Below are 23,177 nucleotides of genomic sequence, written 5' to 3' on the forward strand. Positions count from 1 at the left end.
GGCAGGCGACCCTTCATTCCGCTTTGATCGCGCCGAAAATCGCTTATCCTATGTCGCCGAACTGTGGCCATCGGCGGCATGGCGGTGCGAGATCGAACCCCAAGCGGTGGCAAGAAGTTTGATCGGAATGAAACGTCTCAAGATCCTGCGGCGGTGGTTTGCGCGGAAGCTGGGCTTTGCGCGGCTGATGTGCCTTGCGCTGCTGGTCGTGTTTGCCGGCGCCCGCCTCTGGGATCCGCTGCCGATCCAGGAATTGCGGCTGCGCACCTTCGACATGTTCCAGCTGATCGACCCCCGCCACAAGGCGGCGCGGCCGGTCGTCATCGTCGACATCGATGACAAGAGCCTTGCCAGGCTCGGCCAGTGGCCGTGGCCGCGCTCGCGGATCGCCGATCTGATCCAGAACCTCACCAGCAACGGCGCGGTGGCGATCGGCTTCGACGTGGTGTTCTCCGAACCCGACCGGCTCAATCCGGATCTGGTCGCGAGCCAGATGCGCTATCTGGACGATGCCACCCGTGCCAAGCTACGCGAGTTGCCGAGCAACGACCAGATCCTGGCCGACGCCATCAAGCGCTCGCGAGTCGTGCTGGGCGAGACCGGGCTTCCAGAGGTCTTGTCAGAACTCGATAGATCACTTCCGTTCACGGGAGTGGCGACGCTCGGGGAGGAGGGGGCTGAGCGCTTCCTGTTTGAATTCCCCGGCCTGCTCCGCAACGTGCCGATCATCGAAAAGGCTGCCGCCGGCCGCGGCCTGTTCTCGATCAGAACCGAGCGTGACGGATTGATCCGCCGCGTGCCGATGATCATGCGCGCCCAGGGCAACATCATGCCCTCGCTCAGCCTCGAGATCCTGCGCGTCGTCACGGGAACGCCGACCTTGCTGGTCCGCACAGACAAGGCCGGTATCAGGTCGATCCGGCTCAAGGGCGTGGAAGTGCCGACCGACAAGAACGGCCAGCTCTGGGTGCACTATGCCCGCCGTGATCCTTCGATTTACGTTTCTGCGGTCGATGTGCTCGACAATAGCCTGCCGCCCTCCAAGTTCGCCGGCAAGCTGGTGCTTGTCGGCACCTCCGCGGGCGGGTTGAACGACATCAAGACCACGCCGGTATCCCGGGCCATGCCCGGCGTCGAGATCCACGCGCAGGTGCTGGAGAGCGTATTGAGCAGCGCGGTAATCTCGCAACCGAACTATGCGCTCGGCGTCGAATTGCTTGCTGCGCTCGTCATCGGCCTGCTCGTCATCATCTTCACGCCGAACCTCGGACCGGTGCGCCTCGTGCTCGCGGGTGCGACCTTCGCCGCCATTCTGGTCGGCGTGTCCTGGTTCTTCTACGCGCAGTACCGCTACCTCATCGACTTCACCTATCCGCTGCTTTCGACCACGGCGGTCTACCTGACGCTGATCTTCGCCAGCTTCGTGCGCGAGCAGCGCCAGCGCGTGCAGATCCGCGGGCAGTTCGCGCAATATATGTCGCCGGTGCTGGTCGAGCAGCTGGCGCAGTCGCCGGAAAAGCTCGTGCTCGGTGGCGAAGAGCGCGAGATGACGATCATGTTCTCGGACGTGCGCGGCTTCACGACGATCTCGGAGAGCTATAAGCATGACCCTCAAGGCCTGATCGCGCTGATGAACCGTTTTCTGACGCCGTTGACCGACGTGATCATCGAGCGGAAGGGCTATATCGACAAATACATGGGCGACGCCATCATGGCGTTCTGGAACGCGCCGCTCGACGATGCCGAGCACGAGATCAACGCCTGCGAGGCGGCGATCCAGATGCTGGAGCAGATCGACGCAGTCAACAAGGAGCGCGAGGAGGAGGCTGCCGAGGGCGGCCATGTCTATATTCCGCTCAATGTCGGCATCGGCCTCAACACCGGCATCGGCGTGGTCGGAAACATGGGCTCCGATCTGAAGAAGAATTATTCGGTGCTCGGCGACAGTGTGAACCTCGCCTCGCGCCTGGAAGGCCAGTCGAAGGAATACGGCTTTCCCATCATCGTGGGATCCAGGACCGCGCTCGCCGCCAAGGACAAGTTCGCGATCCTCGAGCTCGACTTCATCATGGTCAAAGGCAAGACCGAGCCGGAGGTGATCTACGCAATAGCCGGCCGCGAGGACGTGATGCATTCGGCCGCCTTCCAGCGCCTGCGCAACATCACCATCGAGATGCTCGGCTGTTACCGCGGCCGCGACTGGCAGGGCGCGCTGGACGCGATCGAACGCGGCCGCCGCAGCGAAGACGCCGACACGCTGGAAAAGCTGTTCAGGCTCTATGAGGCCCGCATCAAGGATTTCCAGCTCAATCCACCGGCCGAGGGCTGGACCGGAGCGTATGCGCTGCTGACGAAGTAGTCGCCCGCATCGCCGCTGCCGTAGGGTGGGCTAAGGCGCACTTGCGCCGTGCCCACGATCTCTTTCCGAACACCGAAGTGGTGGGCGCGCTTCGCTTTGCCCACCCTACAACCCCAGTGTCTGCCGCCCTCACTCCATCCCGATCGTCGTCAAATCCTGAAACCAGTGCTGCGCCTGCACGAACTGCTTCACCTTCGGCGACAGCGCGTGCGGGTTGGTATCGTGGACGACCCAGACCAGCGTGGCATCGTCCACGATCAGGGCATGCGCCTGCGCCAGCAGGGCGTCCTGTTTGGCGGCATCGAAGGTCTGCTTGGCCTCGTCGATCAGCGCGTCGACTTTCGGATTCTTGTAGCCGCCCCAGTTGACGCCGACGGGCGCGATCTGGCCCGAGTGGAAGAAGCGGACAATGGCATAGAGCGGATCCGACGTGACATAGGCGATGTTGTTGGCGGTAATGCCCGCGTTCATCTCGTCGGCTGCGCCCTTGCGCCAGTGCGTGTAGAGCGTCTCGAGCTCGACCACTTTGAAGTCGATGTCGATGCCGATCTCCTTGAAGCTCTGCTGCAAAAACTCGTTCATCGGCAGCGACAGCATCTGGCCGGTGCCGCCTTGCGCGATGATGAAGGTGGTCTTCAGTGGTTTCGCTTTCGAATAGCCCGCTTCCTCGACCAGCTTCTTCGCCGCGGCCAGATCGTATTTTAGTTCGAAGCTCGGCTTGCCGAACCATGGGCTCGACGGGTCGACCTGGCCCTTGGCGGGTTTCGCGAGGCCATTCATCAAGCCGACCACGGCCTCGCGATCAATCGCGAGGTTCAACGCTTTGCGCAGGCGGATATCAGTCCAGGGCGAGCCGGGCAGCACGCTGAGATGATAGTTCCAGACATGGGGCGTGACGTTGTCGACGAGTTTCATGCCCGCGGCCTTGAGCTGCGGCACGGCATCCGGTGCCGGCGTCTCGATCAGATCGACTTGCCCGGCAAGCAGTGCGTTTGTGCGGGTCAGCGCTTCCGGCATCGGCACCAGCACGAGCTTGTCGACCTTGGGAATGCGCTTCTTGTTCCAGTAGTCCGGATTTTTGGTCAGCTCGGCGAGCTCGCGCGGCACCAGCTTTGTCAATTTGAACGGCCCCGTGCCCGAGGGCTGGCTCGCGAACTTGTCCCAATCCTTGCCGAGCTTCTCATACTGCGCGGGGCTCGACACCAGGAACCACAACATCTGATAGGGGAAGAAGGAATCGACCGTCTTGGTGGTGATCTCAACCGTGAAGTCGTCGATCTTGGCGTAGCTTGCGACGGAGGGCAGGCGGGTCTTGACCTGCGCGCTCTGCCGCTTGTCGAATTGCGGCGCCTTGTCGTTGAGCACCTTGTCCAGATTCCAGATCACCGCATCGGCATTGAACTCGCTGCCGTCGTGAAATTTGACGCCGTTGCGAAGCGTGAAGCGCCATTTGGTTTTGTCGGCATCGTCGACCTTCCACTCGGTCGCGAGACCCGGCACCAGCTTGCCGGGACGGTCGGCGACGTCCATCTCCCAGGCCACCAGGGGATCGTAGATCGTGTACGCCGTGAACTGATAGGCGCCGGCGCCGCGATCGGGCTGCCCCGTCGTCAGCGGGATATCCGCCATCGAGATGCCGTAGCGCACCACCGTTTCGGCGCGCGCCGAGATTGCGGACGACGCCAGCGCAAGCACGGCGAGACAGGTCGATAAACGGAGACGCATGGCCCAAAGCTCCCAACGAAATTTCGGAGCCGAACCTGCAATCTTGATGCCAGAATAGGCAGCGCGATGCGGTTACCCGCGCGCGGGCCACAAGGACTTGTCGTCGCAGTGACAAATGACAGAATAAGTTTCTCTTTGGCATAGCCATTGCATACGATTGCATCAAAAATAGTCATCGAAGCCGGAAAAGGATTGAGGCGATGCTTACTAAGAAGAACACGCGCGCGGCATTGATCGCGGTGCTCGCTCTAACTACGGCCGCTGCCTGGCCGCGCGTCGCCAGCGCGGAGACCGTGCTGCGCATCGGCATGACCGCTGCCGATATTCCGCGCACCCTGGGGCAGCCGGATCAGGGCTTTGAAGGCAATCGCTTCACCGGCCTCACCATGTACGACGCGCTGACCGGCTGGGACCTGTCCTCTGCCGAGAAGGCGAGCGTGGTGATCCCCGGCCTTGCCACCGAGTGGAAGGTCGACGATGCCGACAAGACCAAGTGGATCTTCAAGCTACGCCCCGGCGTGACTTTCCACGACGGCTCGCCGTTCAATGCGGACGCCGTGGTGTGGAACGTCGAGAAGGTGCTGAAGCAGGACGCGCCGCAATTCGACGCCAGCCAGGTCGGCGTCACCGCTTCGCGCATGCCGACGCTGGCCTCCGCCAAGAAGATCGACGACATGACGGTGGAACTCACCACCAAGGAGCCCGACAGCTTCCTGCCGATCAACCTGACCAATCTGTTCATGGCGAGCCCGGCGAAGTGGCAGCATTTCTATGACAAGGCGGAAGGCGCCGATGCCAAGGCCAAGTCGCAGGCCGCATGGACTGCGTTTGCCAGGGACGCAGCGGGTACCGGTCCGTGGAAAATGGCGGGCTTCACGCCGCGCGAGCGGCTCGAACTCGTGAAGAATGCGAGCTATTGGGACAAGGCGCGTGTGCCCAAGGTCGACAAGATGGTGCTCTTGCCGATGCCGGAAGCAAACGCGCGCACTGCGGCGCTGCTCTCCGGACAGGTCGATTGGGTCGAGGCACCTGCGCCGGACGCGCTGCCCGAATTGAAGCAGCGCGGCTTCAAGCTCTACGCCAACGAGCAGCCCCATGTCTGGCCGTGGCAGTTCTCGCGCATCGAGGGTTCGCCCTGGAACGACATCCGCGTGCGCAAGGCCGCGAACCTCTGCGTCGATCGCGAGGGCCTCAGGGACGGCCTGCTCGCCGGCCTGATGGTACCGGCGACCGGCACCTTCGAGCCCGGTCATCCCTGGCGCGGCAAGCCCACCTTTCAGATCAAATACGACAAGGCAGCTGCGCAAAAGCTGATGCAGGAAGCCGGCTTCGGTCCAAACAAGAAGCTGACGGTGAAGACCCAGACGTCTGCGTCAGGCTCGGGCCAGATGCAGCCCTTGCCGATGAACGAATATCTCCAGCAGGCGCTCGCCGAGTGCTATTTTGACGTGAAGCTCGACGTCATCGAATGGAATACGCTGTTCACCAACTGGCGCCGCGGCGCCAAGGACCCCAGCGCCAACGGCGCCAATGCGACCAACGTCACCTATGCGGCGATGGACCCGTTCTTCGCGCTGGTGCGCTTCCTGCAGTCGGGCATGGCGGCGCCGGTCTCGAACAATTGGGGCTTCATCAACGAGCCCAAGTTCGACGAGCTGGTGAAGAAAGCGCGCCAGACCTTCGATCCCGCCGCGCGTGACGCCGCGCTCGCGGAGCTGCACGCGGCCTCGGTCGACGACGCGGCCTTCCTCTACGTCGCCCACGACGTCGGCCCCCGCGCCATGAGCCCGAAGGTGACAGGCGTCGTGCAGCCGAAGAGCTGGTTCATCGACTTCTCCCTGGTGTCGATGCAGTAGTGCCGCTAGCCACGTACTCGGTGCACCCTCTCCCCTTGTGGGAGAGGGTGGCTTCGCAAAGCGAAGCCGGGTGAGGGGTCTCTCTCCGCGGGAGTTAACCCCTCCATCGATGCAACAATCTCCGCGGATAGAACCCCTCATCCGGCGCTTCGCGCCACCTTCTCCCACAAGGGGAGAAGGGAAGAAAAAGAAGCAACGTGCTCGCCTATATCGCCAGACGCATTGTCTATGTCGTTCCGATCGTCATCAGCGTGGCGCTGGTGTGTTTCCTGCTCGTGCACATCACGCCGGGCGATCCGCTGGTGGCCGTGCTGCCGGCCGACGCCTCGCAGGAGCTTGCCGCGCAACTGCGTACCGCCTATGGCTTCGACCGCCCGCTGCCGGTGCAGTTCGGCCTCTGGCTCCTGCGCGCGCTGCATGGCGATCTCGGCAATTCCATCGCCACCGGCCGCCCCGTGCTCGCCGAGGTCATGCGCGCGGTCGGCAACACCGTCACGCTGGCGATCGCCGCCGCGATCATCGGCTTCACCATGGGCATCCTGCTCGGCCTGATCGCAGGCTATTTTCGCGAGACCTGGATCGACAAGGTCGCGACCTCCTTCGCCATCGCCGGCGTGTCGGTGCCGCATTACTGGCTCGGCATGGTGCTCGTCATCATTTTCTCGGTGCAGCTGAACTGGCTGCCCGCGGTCGGTGCCGGGCCCAACGGCTCCAACTCCTGGGCCTGGGACTGGGCCCACCTGAAATATCTGGTGCTGCCGGCAATCACGACGTCGGTGATTCCGATGGGCATCGTCACCCGTACCGTACGTGCGCTCACCGGCGATATCCTCAGCCAGGACTTCGTCGAGGCCTTGCGCGCAAAAGGCCTGCACGAGCGCGGCGTGTTCCGCCACGTCATCAAGAACGCCGCGCCCACGGCGCTTGCGGTGATGGGGCTTCAGCTCGGCTATATGCTCGGCGGCTCGATCCTGATCGAGACCGTATTCTCCTGGCCGGGCTCGGGCTTCCTGCTCAACTCGGCAATTTTCCAGCGCGATCTGCCGCTGCTCCAGGGCACGATCCTGATCCTGGCGCTGTTCTTCGTCTTCCTCAATCTCCTGGTCGACATCGCCCAAGCCGCGATCGATCCGCGCATCAAGCGGGGCTAGCGATGAGCGAGCTTCCGTTGTCCGCCACCACCGACTCCGCGTTGCAGGCCGCGCCCGCGACCAAGGCGCGCGGCTATTGGGCGACCGTCGGCCGCCGCATCAGGCGCGACAAGGTCAGCATGGCTTGCGCGCTGGTGCTGCTGCTGATCTTCCTCTCGGCGATCCTCGCGCCATGGCTGGGTTTGGAAGATCCCTACAAGGGCTCGATGATCCGCCGCCTGCGCCACATCGGCACAGCGGGCTACCCGCTCGGCACCGACGAGCTAGGCCGCGACATGCTGGCGCGCTTGATCTATGGCGGACGGCTGTCGCTGGTCATCGGCATCCTGCCCGTGATCCTCGCCTTCTGCATCGGCACCTCGCTTGGCCTCGTCGCCGGTTATGTCGGCGGCAAGCTCAACACGGCGATCATGCGCACGATCGACGTGTTCTATGCCTTCCCGTCGGTGCTGCTGGCGATTGCCATCTCCGGCGCGCTCGGGGCAGGCATCCTCAATTCCATCGTGTCGCTGACCGTCGTGTTCGTGCCGCAGATCACCCGCGTCGCCGAGAGCGTCACCACAGGCGTGCGCAACATGGATTTCGTCGAGGCCGCGCGTGCGTCGGGCGCCGGGCCCTTCACCATCATGCGCGTGCACATCCTCGGCAATGTGCTGGGGTCGATCTTCGTCTATGCCACCAGTCTCATTTCGGTCTCGATGATCCTGGCCGCCGGTCTTTCTTTCCTCGGTCTCGGCACCAAGCCGCCGGAGCCGGAATGGGGACTGATGCTGAACACCTTGCGCACCGCGATCTACGTCAATCCCTGGGTCGCAGCATTGCCGGGCGCGATGATCTTCGCGGTCTCGATCTGCTTCAACCTGCTCTCGGACGGCCTGCGCAGCGCCATGGACATCAGGAACTAGCCATGAGCGAGAACAACGCATCCGTCGAAATGCTGGAGCCCGTCGAGGACGTCGGTGGCGTCGCGCAGCCGCTGCTGCAGGTCAACGGGCTGACCAAGCATTTTCCGGTGCGCGGCGGGCTGTTCGCCGCCAAGCGAACCGTGCGCGCCGTCGACAATGTCTCCTTCACTGTTGCCAAGGGCGAGACCGTCGGCATCGTCGGCGAATCCGGCTGCGGCAAGTCGACCACGGCGCGGCTGCTGATGCATCTGATGCCGCGCGATACCGGCGACATCATCTATGACGGCATGACCGTGGGACAGTCGCTGTCGCTGCGCGAGCTACGCCGAGGCATGCAGATGGTGTTCCAGGATTCCTACGCCTCGCTCAATCCGCGCCTGACGATCGAGGAGTCGATCGCGTTCGGCCCCAAGGTCCACGGCATGGCCGACGGCGCGGCGCGCACCCTCGCGCGCGAGCTGCTCGGCAAGGTCGGCTTGCGCCCGGAAAACTTCGCGAGCCGCTATCCGCACGAGATCTCCGGCGGCCAGCGCCAGCGGGTCAACATCGCGCGAGCACTGGCATTGTCGCCAAGGCTGGTGATCCTGGATGAAGCCGTCTCCGCGCTCGACAAGTCCGTCGAGGCGCAGGTGCTCAATCTGCTGGCCGATCTCAAGCGCGAGTTCGGCCTGACCTATCTGTTCATCAGCCACGACCTCAACGTCGTCCGCTACATCTCGGATCGCGTGCTGGTGATGTATCTCGGCGAGGTCGTCGAGCTCGGCCCGGTCGACCAGGTCTGGGATAGCCCCGCGCATCCCTACACGCGCGCGCTTCTCGCTGCGATGCCGTCCTCCGACCCCGACAGGCGCACCGAGACGCCGCCGATCACGGGCGATCCGCCCAATCCGATTGATCCGCCCTCGGGCTGCCGCTTCCACACCCGTTGCCCGTTTGCGGAGCCGCTCTGCGCAAATGCGACACCAAAGCTCACCGCGCTCGATAGAATGGGCCACGAGGCCGCGTGCTACATGGCGATACCGGGTTCAGGCCATAGCCGCGCGCCCAGGGAGAAGACCGCATGACGAGACCGACACCGAAAGAGATCAAGCCGATCGCGCAAATCGCCGGCGTCCCCGTGGACGACGAGATCGCGATGCGCATCTCCAACTCCATCGGGCCTGCCTTCGAAGGCTTCGAGGCCATCGCCGGCACGCTGCCGTTCGACCTCGAGCCCGCGCTCTATCCGATCGCGCAGACGCAGAAGGTCTCGAAATGAGCACCGAGCCTGCATTGATGACGCTCACCGAGGTCGCGCGCGCGATCGCGATGAAGCAACTGTCCTCGCATGAGGTGACGCGCGCGCTGCTGCAGCGCATCGCGCAGTGGCAGCCGCATCTCAACGCCTTCATGTCGGTCGAGGCCGAGGCAGCATTGAAGGCGGCCGAGGCCGCCGATTCCGAGCTCGCCAAGGGCAATGTCCGTGGACCCCTGCATGGCGTGCCGCTCGCGCACAAGGACATGTATTACGATGCCGGCAAGGTCGCGACCTGCGGCTCGCTGATCCGCCGCGACTTCGTGCCAACCGTCACGTCCACCGCCCTGCAGCGGCTGAAGGATGCCGGACAGGTGCGCCTCGGCACGCTGCACCTCGCCGAATTCGCCTACGGCCCGACCGGCCACAACGCCCATTACGGCCCGGTGCGCAATCCCTGGAACGTCGCCCACATCACCGGCGGGTCCTCATCCGGCTCCGGTTCGGCGGTTGCCGCGCGGCTGACCTATGCGGCGCTTGGCTCCGACACCGGCGGCTCGATCAGGATGCCCGCGCATTTCTGCGGCGTCACCGGGCTCAAGACCACCGTCGGCCGCGTCAGCCGCGCCGGTGCGATGCCGCTGTCGCAATCGCTCGACACCGTCGGCCCGCTCGCCCGCACCGCCGAGGATTGCGCGCTGCTGCTGGCGCTGATGGCCGGCGCCGACCCCGCCGATTCCACCTGCAGCCACGAGCCGCTGTCGGACTATGTCGCTGCGACCAAGGGCTCGCTGAAGGGCCTCAAGATCGGCGTGCCCGCGTCCTTCTATGTCGACGATCTCGACGGCGAGGTCGCCCGCGTGCTGGACGAGACCATCGCGGTGCTGAAGCGCGAGGGCGCCGACATCGTGACGGTCGAACTGCCGGACCAGCGGCAATTGTCCTCGGCGAGCCAGCTCGTGCTCGCCGCCGAAGCTGCCGCCTTCCACAAGCGCTGGATGATCGAGCGTCCGCAGGATTATGGCCCGCAGGTCCTGATGCGGCTTCAGAACGGTCTCACCGTTCCCGCCATCACCTATCTGGAGGCGATGCGCTGGCGCGGCCCGGCGCTGGCCGCGCACCATGCTGCCACGGCCGGTGTCGACGCGGTGATCGCACCGGCCTCGCCGGTGCCGGCGCCGACGATCGAGGAGAGCGATGTCGGCGGCGGCCCCAATGCGCCGGCCATGGTGCAGCGCCTGACCCTGTTCACCCGTCCCGTGAACTATCTCGGCCTGCCCTCGCTCACCGTACCGTCCGGCTTCACCAAAAGCGGCCTGCCTGTGGGCATGCAGCTGATCGGCCGCTCCTTCGATGAAGCGACCCTGCTCACCATCGGCGCCGCGTTCCAGCGCGTCACCGACTACCACGATCGATTGCCGAAACTGCCGTCATGACAAAGCTCGTCGAGATCTCAGGCCTCAACATCCGCTTCACCGGCGAGCGCACGGTCTATGCCGTGAACGATCTCAGCCTCACGCTCGGAACCAGCGAGGTGCTGGGCCTGCTCGGCGAGTCCGGCTCTGGCAAAAGCGTGACACTGCGTGCCTTGATGCGGCTACTGCCGAAGAAGCGCGCGCAGATTTCGGGCGCGGTCAACGTGATGGGTCGCGACGTGCTCGCCATGAACGATGCGGAATTGTCGTCGTTCCGCGGCCAGACCGTCTCGATGATCTTTCAGGAGCCGGCACTGGCGCTCGATCCGGTCTACACGATCGGCGCGCAGATCGCCGAAAGTGTCGTGCGTCACGAAGGGAAGAGTTACGCGGAGGGCAGGGCGCGCGCACTGGAAATGCTCGAGGTCGTGCGCATCCCCTCCGCCAAGCGGCGGCTGGACGCTTATCCGCACGAGATGTCCGGCGGCATGCGCCAGCGCGCCATGATTGCGCTGGCGCTGGCCTGCCGTCCAAAAATCCTGCTGGCGGACGAGCCGACCACGGCGCTCGACGCCACCGTGCAGATCCAGATCCTCTTGTTGCTGCGCGAGCTGCAGCGCGAGTTCGGCATGTCCGTCATCTTCGTCACCCACGACATCGGCGTCGCGATCGAGATCTGTGACCGCGTCGCGGTGATGTATGCCGGCCAGATCGTGGAGCAGGGCACGCTTCGCGACATCGTCCGCACCCCGGTGCACCCCTATGCCAAGGGCCTGCTTGCCTCGACCATCAATGGCGCCAAGCGCGGGCAACGCCTCGAAACCATCCCCGGCACGCCGCCCTCGCTGGGCGAAAAGCCCCACAACTGCTCCTTCGCCCCCCGCTGTTCGGCGGCCCAGCCTCGTTGCCTGGAGCAATTGCCTGCGAATGTGGAGGTGGGAGCAGGCCGGGCGGCGCGATGCGTGCTGGCGGAGCAGGCGGCCGCAGTGCCGTAACACTCACTCGAAATTATTCTGCGACAACACCGACTTGGCTACTGTGCATGGGGTTGTTTTCGGCTTTTTCTCTTCCCAGCCGCCGGGGAACAGCATTCACACCGCATTCATCCCGGTTCCCGTTCCATGGCTCCGTTCACGGAGAGGGACCTCACTTATGTACATTTCCAACGAAGGCCTGCTTGTCATCCTGTTCGTCGGCCTTGTGGCCGGCTGGCTCGCCGGCAAGGTGGTGCGCGGGACCGGGTTCGGCATCATCGGCGACATCGTGGTCGGCATCGCCGGCGCGCTGGTGGCGAGCTTCCTGTTTCCGAAGCTCGGCATTCGTCTCGGCACGGGCCTGGTGTCGGAGATCGTCTATTCCGCCATCGGCGCGGTCATCCTGCTCCTGGTGGTGCGGCTGGTGCGTGGCGGGGGCCGGTTCTAGCCCGCGCTCCGCGGATCGGAACTTTCGGGCTCTCGCTTTTCCGGGAAGAGCCTGAAAGCCCGCAAGAAAAAGCCGCAAGCCTGTGAAATTCCGGACTTGCGCACAATGCCATCAGGGGTAGATGTGGCTCATGGAGGCCTGGATTAGGTCGACTGCGTTGGACGGGCGGAAAACGCGATGTTAATCCGGGTCAAGTACTTCTGATTTCGTCTTTGAAATCAGGGGCTTTGCCTCTCACCGGAAAGAGACCAGACTGATGGCAGCCATCCCTGGCGTCCGCCGTTCAGAGCTCGGTGACGCCTTGCGCGCTTGTCGCACGGCGTTCGTCGGCGTCGGCTTGATGAGCTGCATGATCAACCTGCTCTATCTGACCGGGTCGATCTTCATGCTGGAGGTCTACGACCGGGTGCTGCCGAGCCGCAGCATTCCCACCCTTGTCGGCCTCATCATCCTCGCCAGCTTCCTCTACATGGCGCAGGGCGTGCTCGACATGATCCGCAACCGGATCCTGGGGCGGGTCGGCACCGCCCTGGACGAAGCCCTCAACAAGCGCGTGTTTGACACCATCGTGCGCCTGCCGCTCCTGGTCGGCAGCCGCAACGAAGGTCTGCAGCCGCTGCGTGATCTCGACAATGTCCGCTCCTTCCTCGGCGGCATGGGCCCGAGCGCGTTCTTCGACCTGCCCTGGCTGCCGCTCTATCTGGCCATCTGCTTCGCCTTCCACGTCATGATCGGCGTCACCGCGCTGATCGGCGCCATCATCCTGGTCGGCCTGACGCTGGTCACCGAATTCATGTCGCGCCAGCCGGCGCGCGAGGCGATGGGCCTTGCCGCCCAGCGCAACGATCTCGCCCAGGCCAGCCGCCGCAACGCCGAAGTCATGGTCTCGATGGGCATGGCCGGCCGGATGAACGCGCGCTGGAGCGAGGCCAACGAAAAATATCTCGCCGGCAATCAGCGTGCGAGCGACGTTGCCGGCGGTCTCGGTGCGGTCGCAAAGGTGCTGCGCATGATGCTGCAATCGGCCGTGCTCGCGGTCGGCGCCTATCTGGTCATCCACCAGGAGGCGACCGCCGGCATCATCATTGCCGGTTCGATCCTCTCCGCCCGCGCGCTTGCACCGGTCGATCTCGCCATTGCGCACTGGAAATCCTTTGTCGCGGCACGCCAGAGCTGGCATCGCCTCACCCGCCTGTTGGAGCAGATGCCGGCGCAGGCGATGCCGACCCAGTTGCAGGCGCCGACCAGCCGGCTTTCGGTGGAAGGCGTCGCCATGGTGCCGCCCGGCGACCAGCGCCTGATCGTGCAGGACATCACCTTCACGCTCGCCGCGGGCAACGGCCTCGGCGTGATCGGCCCGAGCGGCTCCGGCAAGTCGTCGCTGATCCGCGCGCTGGTCGGGGTCTGGCAGCCGGTGCGCGGCAAGGTGCGGCTCGACGGCGCGGCGCTCGATCAATGGTCATCCGACGCGCTCGGCCGCCACATCGGCTATCTGCCGCAGGACGTCGAATTGTTCGGCGGCACCATCGCGCAGAACATCAGCCGGTTCGACCCCGAGGCGACCTCCGACGGCATCATCGCGGCGGCGAAAGAAGCCGGCGTGCATGAAATGATCATCAAGATGCGCGAGGGCTACAACACCCAAGTCGGCGAGCAGGGCGCGGCGCTTTCCGCAGGCCAGGCGCAGCGCGTGGCGCTGGCGCGTGCGCTCTATGGCAACCCCTTCCTGATCGTGCTCGACGAGCCCAACTCCAATCTCGACACCGAAGGCGATGAGGCGCTGACTCGCGCGGTCCGTGCCGCGCGCGAGCGCGGCGCCATCGTCATCGTGGTGGCACACCGCCCGATCGGCGTCGAGGCGGTCGACCAGGTCCTGGTGCTGCGCGACGGCCGCATGCAGGCGTTCGGCCCGAAGGAGCAGGTGCTCGCCCAGGTGCTGCAGCCGCGCGTGACGCCGCCGGCACCGATCAAGATCGTCAGCGAAGGCGGAGTGGCCAAGCCATGAGCACGATGGCCATCGGCGGCCCGAAACCTGCCGCGAAGAAGACCGTGCGTGAATCCATCAAGTTTCACCTGATCCTCGGCCTCGTGATCGTGGTCGTCCTGGTCGTCGGTCTCGGCGGCTGGGCGTCCACGGTCCTGATCTCGGGCGCGCTGATTGCGCCCGGGCAGATCGTGGTCGAATCCAACGTCAAGAAAGTGCAGCACCCGACCGGCGGCGTGGTCGGCGAGGTGCGCGCCCGCGACGGCGACCTGGTCAAGGCCGGCGACATCGTGGTGCGGCTCGACGACACCGTCACCAAGGCGAACCTTGCCATCGTCACCAAGAATCTCGATGCCGCGCAGGCGCGCGCGGCGCGATTGCAGGCCGAGCAGCGCGGTGTCGACAGAATCGAATTTCCGCAAGCCCTGCTCGAGCGCGCCAGCGATCCTGACGTCAAGCTGCTGCTCTCCGCCGAAACTAAGCTGTTCGACGTCCGCGTCAACGGCCGCACCGGACAGAAGGCGCAGCTACGCGAGCGCATCACGCAGCTCAACGAGGAAATCTCCGGCCTCAGCGCCCAGGAGAAGGCCAAGGACCAGGAGATCTCGCTGGTGCAGAACGAGCTCACCGGCGTGCGGGAGCTCTATGACAAGCGCCTGGTGCAGATCTCCCGCCTGACCCAGCTCGAACGCGACTCGGCACGCCTCAACGGCGAGCGTGCGCAGTACATCGCCTCGCGCGCCCAGGCCAAGGGCAAGATCACCGAGACCGAGCTGCAGATCATCCAGGTCGACAAGGACGTGGTGAGCGAAGTCTCCAAGGACCTGCGCGAGACCAACGACAAGATCGGCGAACTGATCGAGCGCAAGGTCGCCGCCGAAGACCAGCTTCGTCGCATCGACATCCGCGCGCCGCAGGACGGCATGGTGCTGCAATCGACCGTGCACACGATCGGCGGCGTCATCACCGCCGGTGATGCGCTGATGCTGATCGTGCCGCAGGCCGACGATCTCCAGGTCGAGGCCAAGGTCAATCCGGTCGACATCGACAAGCTCCAGATCGGCCAGAAGACGCTGCTGCGCCTCTCCGCCTTCAACCAGCGCACCACACCGGAGCTCAACGGCCTCGTCAGCCGCGTTTCGCCGGACGTCACCACCGACCAGCGCACCGGCCAGAGCTACTACACCATCCGCGTCTCGATGCCCGCCGAAGAGATCGCCCGTCTCGGTGAGGTCAAGATGATTCCCGGCATGCCCGTGGAAGCCTTCGTCCAGACCGGCGACCGCACCATGCTGTCCTATCTGATGAAGCCGTTGCACGACCAGCTGATGCGGGCGTTCCGGGAGAAGTGACCGGCGAAAGCGCGTCTTCCCGGAGCGCGCTTGGCGCGCATCCGGGATCACGCGCGGCACATTCGGTCTCGTAGGGTGGGTTAGGCGAAGCCGTAACCCACCACTTCTCTATCCGCGGAAGCAGAAGTGGTGGGTTACGCTGCGCTAACCCACCCTACGGCACCGCCTTCTTTGCTATAGTTCGACTCGAGCCTCAGCAACCCGGCGGTCGACCCATGCAATCTCTCCCCTCCATCGCCACCGAATCCTTCTCCGACGCGTCCCTCGCCGTTGCCCGCCTGGAAGAGATCTACGAGCGCAACACGAAGTTCCTGCGCGATCGGTTCGAGGCCTATGTTGGCGGCGAAGCGATCACGACGCGGGTGCGGGCCTACTATCCCTTCGTCCGCGTCACCACCGCAACGCATGCGCGGCTGGATTCGCGCCTGGCCTATGGCTTCGTCGCCGGGCCCGGCGTGCACGAGACCAGCGTCACACGGCCGGATCTGTTCCGCAGCTATCTCGTCGAACAGATCGGACTGCTGATCCAGAACCATGCCGTTCCGGTCGAGATCGGAGAATCGGCCGAGCCGATCCCGATCCACTTCGCCTACCGCCGCGATATCAATATCGAGGCCGCCATTACCACCAGCGAGAATTCCGCCGTCACGCGATCGCTGCGCGATGCGTTCGACGTGCCTGATCTCGCGACGATGGACGATTCGATCGCCGACGGCACGTTCGAGCTCCAGCCCGGCGCGCCCGAGCCGCTGTCGCTCTTTCGGGCCGCTCGCGTCGATTACTCGCTGCGCCGGCTCTATCATTACACCGGCACCGACCCCGAGCATTTCCAGAATTTTGTGATCTTCACCAACTACCAGTTCTATGTCGACGCTTTCGCGCAAGCCTGCCAGCAGCGGCTCCAGTCCGGCGAGGCCGGCCTCGAAGCCTTCGTCACGCCCGGCAATGTCATCACGCGCAGCGGCGGCGCCACCACCGGGGACGCGCCTGCGCGCACGCCGCAAATGCCGGCTTTCCACCTCGTCGCGCCGGGCTATCGCGGCATCTCCCTGATCAACATCGGAACCGGTCCGTCCAATGCCCGTAACGTCACCGACCACGTCGCGGTGCTGCGCCCGCATGCCTGGCTGATGCTCGGCCACTGCGCGGGCCTGCGCAACACGCAGCGGCTCGGCGATTACGTGCTCGCGCACGGCTATGTGCGCGAGGACCACGTGCTCGACCGCGAGCTGCCATTGTGGGTGCCGATCCCGGCGCTGGCCGAGATGCAGGTCGCGCTCGAGGAGGCGGTCGAGGACGTCACGGGGCTCGAAGGCTTTGAGCTCAAGCGCCTGATGCGCACGGGGACGGTGGCGAGCGTCGACAACCGCAATTGGGAGATCTCCGGGCCGGCGGTGATCCGCCGCCTGTCGCAGTCGCGCGCGGTGGCGCTCGACATGGAATCAGCGGCGATCGCCGCCAATGGCTACCGCTTCCGCGTGCCCTACGGCACGCTGCTCTGCGTCTCCGACAAGCCGCTGCACGGCGAGATCAAGCTCGCCGGCATGGCCAGCGAATTCTACCGCCGCCGCGTCGGCCAGCATCTCGAGATCGGCCTGAAGGCGTTGGAGCGACTCAAGCAGCAGGAATCGGAGCGGCTGCATTCGCGAAAGCTGCGCAGCTTCGCCGAGGTCGCGTTCCAGTAAAGGACACCGGCTCTGTCGTACGAACGCTGATGCCTTCTGAAGCGCAGCGTCCCGGAATATTGCCGCCGAGTCAGGGTTATCAATTCGTCCGGGGCCGCTTGAAACAGTACAGGAGGCAGACATGATCGCAGCGATGATCAGGTGCGTCGCGTTGGGTACATTCGCGGCAGCCCTGTTGAGCTCGCCGGCATTCGCCGCGGGTGGAGGCGGGGGTGGCGGAGGCGGGGGTGGCGTCAGTTCCACCGATCCCTATGCCGGAGCCTATTCGGATCAAAAGCCGCAGCCGACCTATCCGAAGCGCCCGGGTAGCAAGGCAACCCAGAAGGGCAAGAAGCCGAACAACCAGTCCAGCATCGACGATCCCGCATTCGCGCCCGGCTATCGCATGGCCTATGACACGATCTACGAGCGCAACGACTATGCAGCCGCGATCGCGCAATTGAAGTCGCTCGGCCACGACGACCATCCGAACGTCGCCAACCTCATCGGCTACTCCTATCGCAAGCTCGGCGACTACGAGCAATCGCAGGTCTGGTATGAGCGCGCATTGAAGGCGGATCCGAACCACGTGCTGACGTGGCAATATTACGGGTTGTGGCAGCTCGAGCGCGGCAATCGCGAGCAGGCGCTCTATCACCTTGGCCGCATTGCGTCGATTTGCGGGACAAACTGCGAGGAATATCGATCGCTGTCCGCGGCACTCGATAGGCCAACCGGCACAGCGCTCACCTATTGAAGCTGGCGAGCAGACGGTTCACCGGTCCCGTCCTGATGACGGGCGCCCGGATGACGGCCATGTCTTTCGGGGCAGATGGTGACAACGCGGCAGATTTTCAGCATTGTCCCGTTCGGGGGGGCGAACGGGACAATTGGATGCCGCTGACGCGCGACAAGATCATCGGCCACGACCTCCAACGGTTGGCCTTTCGCTTCACCATGCTGAACGACGACGAGGTCGTTCAGTGCCAGATCAGCGACGCCGCGATGGACGAGCTCGCGGGCATGCAGGGCACCGAAAGCAGCGCACGGCAGGCGCAATTCCTGTCGTTGCGCGAGACCATCGAGCGGATCGCGTCGAATCTGTACGACGAAGCGCCGCGGTTTCAGGGATATGTGGTGCGGATCTTCATGAGGCATTTGGGGCGATGAGGCTGCCGCACGCTACGCTGTCATGCCTCACCCTCCGCTGTCATGCCCCGGCTTGACCGGGGCATCCAGTACGCCGCGGCAGGTATGGTGAGAGCGAGCGCTCCAACGCGGGTCTCTGGAATACTGGATCGCCCGGTCAAGCCGGGCGATGACTGTGGTGTTGGTGGTGGGACGGCCCCAATTCACTCACATCGCGCCGCTCATCCCTCCAGCTTCCTCAACAACAATCTCAGCGCCGTCGCGGCAAACACCTGCATGTTCGCGAACCGGTCATTGCTCCCCGTCTCCAGCGTCATCACCTCTGTCGCCGGCCCCGCGACTGCCATGCAGCTATGACCCGCGGCGTCGCCGTAGCGGTTGCCGGTGGGGCCGGCTGCGCCGGTCTCGGACAGGCCCCAGTCGCTGTTGAAGCGTGTCCGCATCTGCTCGGCCAGCAGTTGCGCATAGGGTTCCGAGGAGGAGCGAAAGCCCTTCATTCCTTCGTCCGAAATATCCATCAGCACGCGCCGGGCATCGCGGGTGTAGACCACTGCGCTGCCGAGAAAATAAGCCGAGGCGCCGGGCACTGCGAGCAGACTGGCCGCGAGCAGGCCGCCGGTCGAGGATTCCGCCACGACGATGGTTTGTTTGCGCGCGATCAGTTTGGCCGCGATCTGTTCCGCAATGCCGACGAGCTCTTTCATTTCCCTGAACCTCTCATTTCCCCGCAACGGTGCTCAGCCTTCCTAGCATATGCCGGTTGCCCTCGCTGAGTTGCGGGCGGCGGGCAGGCCTGCTTGAATGGCGGGCAAGAGACAAAATCGACGAGGAAACGTGAAGGAGACGTCATGGCGTCCCTGATCGCGGGCGGGGTGGATTGCGATGTGCATCCGGCCGTGCCGCATCTGACCAGCTTGCTGCCGTACCTGAACGATTACTGGCGCGATCAGGTGACGACGCGCGGCATGGTCGACCTCGTCTCGCAATCCTATCCTGAGAGGTCACCCATCGTGGCGCGCCCCGATTGGCGCTCCGAGAGCGGCAAGCCGGGCGAGAGCCTGGAGGACATGCAACGCCATGTGCTGGATGCCTTCAAGCTCGAGCATGCCATCTGCAATCCGCTCTACGGCGTGCAGATGGTGTTTTCGGAAGATTTGCAGGCCGCCTTCTGCCGCGCGCTGAACGACTGGCTGGCGCGGGAATGGCTCGATCGCGACAAGCGGCTGCGCGGCTCGATCGTGATCCCGACGCAAAGCGTCGAGAAGGCCGTTGCCGAGATCGAGTGCTGCGCACAGGACAAGCGCTTCGTGCAGGTGCTGATGCTGGTCATGGGCGACACGCCACTCGGCAAGCGCGCGCTGTGGCCAATCTATGAAGCCGCGGAACGGCTGGAACTTCCGGTCGGCATCCACGCCGGTTCCGCTTACCACAATCCGCCGACCGCGGTGGGATGGGGTTCCTATCACATCGAGGATTATGTCGGGCAGGCCCAGGCGTTCCAGACCCAGCTCACCAGCCTGATCGTCGAGGGCGTGTTCGTCAAATATCCGCGCCTGAAAATGGTGATGCTGGAGTCGGGCGTCTCCTGGATCTCCCCCTATCTCTGGCGCCTGCACAAGTTCTGGCGCGGGGTGCGAATGGAGACGCCTTGGGTTGATCGCGCGCCGCTGGAGATTGTGCGCAGCAACATCCGCTTCTCGTTGCAGCCATTTGATGCACCGCCAGACGACGCGACATTAATTCGCCTGTTTGATCATATGCAGTCGGACGAATTGGTCCTATTCTCCACGGACTATCCGCACTGGCAGTTCGACGGCCAGAACGCGCTGCCCGAAGGTCTCACCCCTGATCTCGTGCGCAAGATCATGATCGACAATCCGCATGCGACCTATCCCCGCCTGACTTAGCCCGCTGCCAAAGGAGGCAAGGCGATGAATATCCAATTCCGCGAGAGCTCCGAAGCTGCTTCCCCACTGACTGCGAAAACCGCGATCGCGGATTGCGACATCCATCCGGCCCGCGCCACCCGCACCGAGCTCTATCCCTATCTCGCCAAACGCTGGCAGCATCATCTCGAAGTCTACGGTGTCCATGCCTATCAGGGCATGATGGAAGGCCCGCCCTATCCGAAGGCGCAGCCCAATGCCTCGCGCCGCGATGCCTATCCGCCCGAAGGCGGGCCGCAGGGCTCCTCGCTCTCCTTCATGCAGAAGCAGCTGCTCGATCCCAACAACGTGCAGTTAGGGGTGCTCAATCCGCTCAACACCGGGCAGGGCATCCGCAATCATGAACTCTCGGCCGCTCTGTGCTCGGCGATCAACGACTGGCAGATCGACAAATGGACCAGCAGGGACAAGCGGCTGAAGGCGTCCATCGTCGTCGGCAATGAGGATGGTTTGTCGGCCGCTGCCGAAATCCGCGAGCGGGCCGGCGACAAGAACTTCGTCCAGGTGCTGCTGCTCAGCCGCAATGTCGAGCCGCTGGGCCAGCGCCGCTACTGGCCGATCTATCAGGCCGCGGAAGAGGCGGGGCTGCCCATCGGTGTCCACGCCTTCGGCTTCGGCGGCAACCCGATCACGCCCTCGGGCTGGCCCTCCTATTACATCGAGGAGATGGTGGGACATTCGCAATGCCAGCAATCGGCGCTGGCCAGTCTTGTTTTGGAAGGCGTGTTCGAACGCTTCCCGAAGCTGAAGATGGTGATGATCGAAGCCGGCTTCGGCTGGGCGCCGTCGCTGGCGTGGCGGCTCGACAAGGTGTGGCAGCGCCTGCGCAGCGAGGTGCCGCATGTGAAGCGGCCGCCGTCCGAATATATCCGTGAGCAGGTGTGGTGGACCACACAGCCGATGGAGGATCCGGAACGGCGCGAAGATTTGTTCGATGTCATCAACTGGATCGGCTGGGACCGGCTCCTGTTCGCCACCGACTATCCGCATTGGGACTATGACGAGCCCTCGCGCGTCTTGCCCGCGGGCGTCAGCGAGGCTAATCGCGAGGCGTTCTATCTCGGCAATGCGCGCGCCCTATACGGGATTGGTTGATGGCGCGGCATGTCATCGCGCCGGTCGATGAGCTTCCGCCGGGTACGCGAAAATTCCTGGAGATCGACGGACGGCCGATCGCGGTCTTCAACATCAAGGGTGAATATTTCGGCCTGATGAACCGCTGCCCGCATCAGGGTGCGGCCCTGTGCGAGGGCCCGCTGATCGGGCTCGCCCAATCCAGGGATCCCGGCGAGATCGAGTACACCAAGCTCGGCGAGATCATCCGCTGCCCCTGGCACGGCTGGGAGTTCGACATCCGCACCGGCCAATCCTATTGCGACCCCCGCCGCTTCCGCGTGAAGGCCTATCCGGCGAATGTCGAGCCGGGTTCCAGCGTGGTGAAGGGGCCGTATGTCGCCGAGACTGTTACGGTCAGGGTCGAGAGCGACTACGTGGTGGTGGAGCTGTAGCCCCCGCTGTCATTCCGGGGCGGTCCGCAGGACCGAACCCGGAATCCATCGTGCAACAGGCATGCTCGGAGAAATGGATTCTCTGATGCGCAATTGCGCATGAGAGTTCGCTCCGGAATAACACCGCTCTAATGCCCCGCGACGGGCTCCGGCACCGCATCATATGTCGGCACCGACTTGCCGCCGCCGCGATACACCGTGGACGCCGCGATGATGCCGAGCAGGGCGGCGAACATCAGCCAGAAGCCGGGCGAGGCCTTGTCACCGGTGCGCTCGATCAACCAGGTCGAGGCGAGCGGCGTGAAGGTGCCGAACAGCGCGGCGGCGAGCGCAAACGCAAGCGAGAAGCAGGTGGTGCGGACATGCGCCGGCACGATCTCGACCAGCGCACCTAACATGGTGCCGCTGTAGACGCCGAAATAGAACGAGAACATCATCTCGACCGCGAGCGGCTTGCCGAAGGTCGGCGCCGCCACCAGCCAGTGCAGCGCCGGATAGGCGGTGACGAGCGAGAGGCCGGCGATGGCGAGCAGCACCGGCTTGCGGCCAATGCGGTCGGACAATGCGCCGCCGACCGGATTCCAGATGAAGTTGCTCACCGCGACCAGCAGGGTCACGAGCAACGCGTCCTGCGTCGACAGCTTCAGCACCGTCTTGCCGAAGGTCGGCGTGTAGACGGTGACGAAATAGAACGTCGTCGTGGTTAGGATCGCAATCATCATGCCGAGAACGACGATGCGCCAATTGGCGAGCGCGGAGGCGAACACCTCGCTGGCCGTGGGGTGCTTCTTCATGGCGAGGAAGGCTGGCGTCTCCTCCAGTGTCCGCCGCAGGAAGAAGATCAGGGGAATGATCAGGCAGCCGACGAAGAAGGGAATGCGCCAGCCCCAGGCGGCGACCGTGTCGGCCGGCATCACCTCGGACAGGATGAAGCCGAGGATGGAGGCCACGAAGATCGCAACCTGCTGGCTCGCTGATTGGAACGAGGTGTAGAAGCCGCGATTGCCGGGCGTTGCGATTTCCGCGAGATACACCGACACGCCGCCGAGCTCGACGCCCGCTGAGAAGCCCTGCAGCAGCCGGCCGATCAGCACGATGACGGGCGCCGCGATGCCGATGGTCGCGTAACTCGGGCAGAATGCGATCACCACGGTGCCGAAGGCCATGATGCCAAGCGTGACGATCAGGCCCTGGCGGCGGCCGATGCGATCAATGTACGCGCCAAGCACGATCGCGCCCACCGGCCGCATCAACGCGCCGAGCCAGAACACGCCGAAGGTGTTGAGCAGCGACGCGGTCTCGTTGGAGGAGGGGAAGAACGCCTTGCCGATGGCGGCGGCATAGAAGCCGAACAGGAAGAAATCGAACTGCTCGAGGAAATTGCCTGACGTCGCGCGCAGGATCGCGCCGATGCGCGACTTGGTCTCGGGTGAATTGGTTGAGGTGGCTGGTCCAGCCATGGCGTTCTCCCCTTCAAGACGTGGCCGGACCGGAAATGATTTCACGG

20 protein-coding genes are annotated in these 23,177 nt (G+C 64.4%); 17 read left to right on the top strand and 3 right to left on the bottom strand.

Features of this window, described 5'->3' with window-relative positions:
- The first annotated feature begins 127 nt into the window (after positions 1-127).
- Positions 128-2,359, top strand: a complete 2,232-nt coding sequence (locus IVB26_RS04030; protein WP_247970679.1) for a CHASE2 domain-containing protein — start codon at positions 128-130, stop codon at positions 2,357-2,359.
- Positions 2,360-2,488: 129 nt separating this feature from the next.
- Here IVB26_RS04030 and IVB26_RS04035 read toward each other — a convergent pair whose 3' ends face one another.
- A complete protein-coding gene (locus tag IVB26_RS04035; RefSeq protein ID WP_247970680.1) occupies positions 2,489-4,084 on the bottom strand; it encodes an ABC transporter substrate-binding protein in 1,596 nt (531 codons plus the stop codon).
- Between the two features lie 200 nt (positions 4,085-4,284).
- Here IVB26_RS04035 and IVB26_RS04040 point away from each other — a divergent pair, with 200 nt between their 5' ends.
- From IVB26_RS04040 to IVB26_RS04100, 13 genes are all read left to right on the top strand, one after another.
- Complete coding sequence (locus IVB26_RS04040) at positions 4,285-5,940, top strand: ABC transporter substrate-binding protein (RefSeq protein WP_247970681.1); 1,656 nt, start codon at positions 4,285-4,287, stop codon at positions 5,938-5,940.
- A 197-nt stretch (positions 5,941-6,137) separates the two neighbouring features.
- The gene (locus IVB26_RS04045; protein ID WP_246919844.1) at positions 6,138-7,091 is read left to right on the top strand and encodes an ABC transporter permease; all 954 of its coding nucleotides are present in this window, start codon (positions 6,138-6,140) and stop codon (positions 7,089-7,091) included.
- 2 nt (positions 7,092-7,093) lie between these two features.
- The gene (locus tag IVB26_RS04050; protein ID WP_247970682.1) at positions 7,094-7,996 is read left to right on the top strand and encodes an ABC transporter permease; all 903 of its coding nucleotides are present in this window, start codon (positions 7,094-7,096) and stop codon (positions 7,994-7,996) included.
- A 2-nt stretch (positions 7,997-7,998) separates the two neighbouring features.
- Positions 7,999-9,060 carry an ABC transporter ATP-binding protein gene (locus IVB26_RS04055; RefSeq protein ID WP_247970683.1) on the top strand — a complete coding sequence of 354 codons (1,062 nt, stop codon included), beginning with the start codon at positions 7,999-8,001 and terminating at the stop codon, positions 9,058-9,060.
- Positions 9,057-9,254 carry a hypothetical protein gene (locus IVB26_RS04060; protein ID WP_247970684.1) on the top strand — a complete coding sequence of 66 codons (198 nt, stop codon included), beginning with the start codon at positions 9,057-9,059 and terminating at the stop codon, positions 9,252-9,254. The genes IVB26_RS04055 and IVB26_RS04060 overlap by 4 nt, the downstream gene beginning before the upstream one ends.
- Positions 9,251-10,666 (top strand): amidase, encoded by a 1,416-nt coding sequence (locus IVB26_RS04065; protein WP_247970685.1) that lies wholly within the window; start codon positions 9,251-9,253, stop codon positions 10,664-10,666. Before IVB26_RS04060 ends, IVB26_RS04065 begins: the two co-directional genes overlap by 4 nt.
- Complete coding sequence (locus IVB26_RS04070) at positions 10,663-11,640, top strand: ABC transporter ATP-binding protein (protein ID WP_247970686.1); 978 nt, start codon at positions 10,663-10,665, stop codon at positions 11,638-11,640. Before IVB26_RS04065 ends, IVB26_RS04070 begins: the two co-directional genes overlap by 4 nt.
- Before the next feature lie 157 nt (positions 11,641-11,797).
- A complete protein-coding gene (locus IVB26_RS04075; RefSeq protein ID WP_018321362.1) occupies positions 11,798-12,067 on the top strand; it encodes a GlsB/YeaQ/YmgE family stress response membrane protein in 270 nt (89 codons plus the stop codon).
- Between the two features lie 256 nt (positions 12,068-12,323).
- Positions 12,324-14,072 (top strand): type I secretion system permease/ATPase, encoded by a 1,749-nt coding sequence (locus IVB26_RS04080; protein WP_247970687.1) that lies wholly within the window; start codon positions 12,324-12,326, stop codon positions 14,070-14,072.
- Positions 14,069-15,403 carry an HlyD family type I secretion periplasmic adaptor subunit gene (locus tag IVB26_RS04085; protein ID WP_247970688.1) on the top strand — a complete coding sequence of 445 codons (1,335 nt, stop codon included), beginning with the start codon at positions 14,069-14,071 and terminating at the stop codon, positions 15,401-15,403. Before IVB26_RS04080 ends, IVB26_RS04085 begins: the two co-directional genes overlap by 4 nt.
- 215 nt (positions 15,404-15,618) lie before the next feature.
- Positions 15,619-17,088: an AMP nucleosidase gene (locus IVB26_RS04090; RefSeq protein WP_247970689.1), complete on the top strand. Its 1,470-nt coding sequence runs from the start codon at positions 15,619-15,621 to the stop codon at positions 17,086-17,088.
- 121 nt (positions 17,089-17,209) lie between these two features.
- Positions 17,210-17,824, top strand: coding sequence for a tetratricopeptide repeat protein (locus tag IVB26_RS04095; protein WP_247970690.1), 615 nt, complete (start codon positions 17,210-17,212; stop codon positions 17,822-17,824).
- Between the two features lie 137 nt (positions 17,825-17,961).
- On the top strand, positions 17,962-18,237 hold the full coding sequence (locus IVB26_RS04100) for a DUF1488 family protein (protein ID WP_346732880.1): 276 nt from the start codon (positions 17,962-17,964) through the stop codon (positions 18,235-18,237).
- Between the two features lie 200 nt (positions 18,238-18,437).
- On the opposite strand, the gene IVB26_RS04105 is transcribed toward IVB26_RS04100, so the two are convergent.
- Positions 18,438-18,920, bottom strand: a complete 483-nt coding sequence (locus IVB26_RS04105) for a CinA family protein (protein WP_247970692.1) — start codon at positions 18,918-18,920, stop codon at positions 18,438-18,440.
- A 144-nt stretch (positions 18,921-19,064) separates the two neighbouring features.
- Between IVB26_RS04105 and IVB26_RS04110 the strand changes: the two genes are divergently transcribed.
- From IVB26_RS04110 to IVB26_RS04120, 3 genes are read left to right on the top strand one after another with little or no spacing between them, the layout of a single operon-like run.
- Positions 19,065-20,123 (top strand): amidohydrolase family protein, encoded by a 1,059-nt coding sequence (locus IVB26_RS04110; RefSeq protein ID WP_247970693.1) that lies wholly within the window; start codon positions 19,065-19,067, stop codon positions 20,121-20,123.
- 24 nt (positions 20,124-20,147) lie between these two features.
- Complete coding sequence (locus tag IVB26_RS04115) at positions 20,148-21,257, top strand: amidohydrolase family protein (RefSeq protein WP_247970694.1); 1,110 nt, start codon at positions 20,148-20,150, stop codon at positions 21,255-21,257.
- Entirely contained in the window at positions 21,257-21,670 is a 414-nt protein-coding gene (locus IVB26_RS04120) for a Rieske (2Fe-2S) protein (RefSeq protein WP_247970695.1), read from the top strand. The genes IVB26_RS04115 and IVB26_RS04120 overlap by 1 nt, the downstream gene beginning before the upstream one ends.
- Positions 21,671-21,798: 128 nt before the next feature.
- Here the strand turns inward: IVB26_RS04120 and tcuC are convergent, their stop codons facing one another.
- Positions 21,799-23,130: an MFS transporter gene (gene tcuC, locus IVB26_RS04125; protein WP_247970696.1), complete on the bottom strand. Its 1,332-nt coding sequence runs from the start codon at positions 23,128-23,130 to the stop codon at positions 21,799-21,801.
- Positions 23,131-23,177 lie beyond the last annotated feature (47 nt).

The organism is Bradyrhizobium sp. 195, from assembly GCF_023101665.1.
Lineage (GTDB): Bacteria > Pseudomonadota > Alphaproteobacteria > Rhizobiales > Xanthobacteraceae > Bradyrhizobium.

Coding starts and splice junctions, on each gene's coding strand:
- IVB26_RS04070 (WP_247970686.1), top strand. CDS start 10,663: ATGACAAAGCTCGTCGAGATCTCAGGCCTCAACATCCGCTTCACCGGC.
- IVB26_RS04065 (WP_247970685.1), top strand. CDS start 9,251: ATGAGCACCGAGCCTGCATTGATGACGCTCACCGAGGTCGCGCGCGCG.
- IVB26_RS04090 (WP_247970689.1), top strand. CDS start 15,619: ATGCAATCTCTCCCCTCCATCGCCACCGAATCCTTCTCCGACGCGTCC.
- IVB26_RS04115 (WP_247970694.1), top strand. CDS start 20,148: ATGAATATCCAATTCCGCGAGAGCTCCGAAGCTGCTTCCCCACTGACT.
- IVB26_RS04120 (WP_247970695.1), top strand. CDS start 21,257: ATGGCGCGGCATGTCATCGCGCCGGTCGATGAGCTTCCGCCGGGTACG.
- IVB26_RS04050 (WP_247970682.1), top strand. CDS start 7,094: ATGAGCGAGCTTCCGTTGTCCGCCACCACCGACTCCGCGTTGCAGGCC.
- IVB26_RS04040 (WP_247970681.1), top strand. CDS start 4,285: ATGCTTACTAAGAAGAACACGCGCGCGGCATTGATCGCGGTGCTCGCT.
- IVB26_RS04100 (WP_346732880.1), top strand. CDS start 17,962: ATGCCGCTGACGCGCGACAAGATCATCGGCCACGACCTCCAACGGTTG.
- IVB26_RS04095 (WP_247970690.1), top strand. CDS start 17,210: ATGATCGCAGCGATGATCAGGTGCGTCGCGTTGGGTACATTCGCGGCA.
- IVB26_RS04035 (WP_247970680.1), bottom strand. CDS start 4,084: ATGCGTCTCCGTTTATCGACCTGTCTCGCCGTGCTTGCGCTGGCGTCG.
- IVB26_RS04080 (WP_247970687.1), top strand. CDS start 12,324: ATGGCAGCCATCCCTGGCGTCCGCCGTTCAGAGCTCGGTGACGCCTTG.
- IVB26_RS04055 (WP_247970683.1), top strand. CDS start 7,999: ATGAGCGAGAACAACGCATCCGTCGAAATGCTGGAGCCCGTCGAGGAC.
- IVB26_RS04110 (WP_247970693.1), top strand. CDS start 19,065: ATGGCGTCCCTGATCGCGGGCGGGGTGGATTGCGATGTGCATCCGGCC.
- IVB26_RS04075 (WP_018321362.1), top strand. CDS start 11,798: ATGTACATTTCCAACGAAGGCCTGCTTGTCATCCTGTTCGTCGGCCTT.
- IVB26_RS04060 (WP_247970684.1), top strand. CDS start 9,057: ATGACGAGACCGACACCGAAAGAGATCAAGCCGATCGCGCAAATCGCC.
- IVB26_RS04085 (WP_247970688.1), top strand. CDS start 14,069: ATGAGCACGATGGCCATCGGCGGCCCGAAACCTGCCGCGAAGAAGACC.
- IVB26_RS04105 (WP_247970692.1), bottom strand. CDS start 18,920: ATGAAAGAGCTCGTCGGCATTGCGGAACAGATCGCGGCCAAACTGATC.
- IVB26_RS04030 (WP_247970679.1), top strand. CDS start 128: ATGAAACGTCTCAAGATCCTGCGGCGGTGGTTTGCGCGGAAGCTGGGC.
- tcuC (WP_247970696.1), bottom strand. CDS start 23,130: ATGGCTGGACCAGCCACCTCAACCAATTCACCCGAGACCAAGTCGCGC.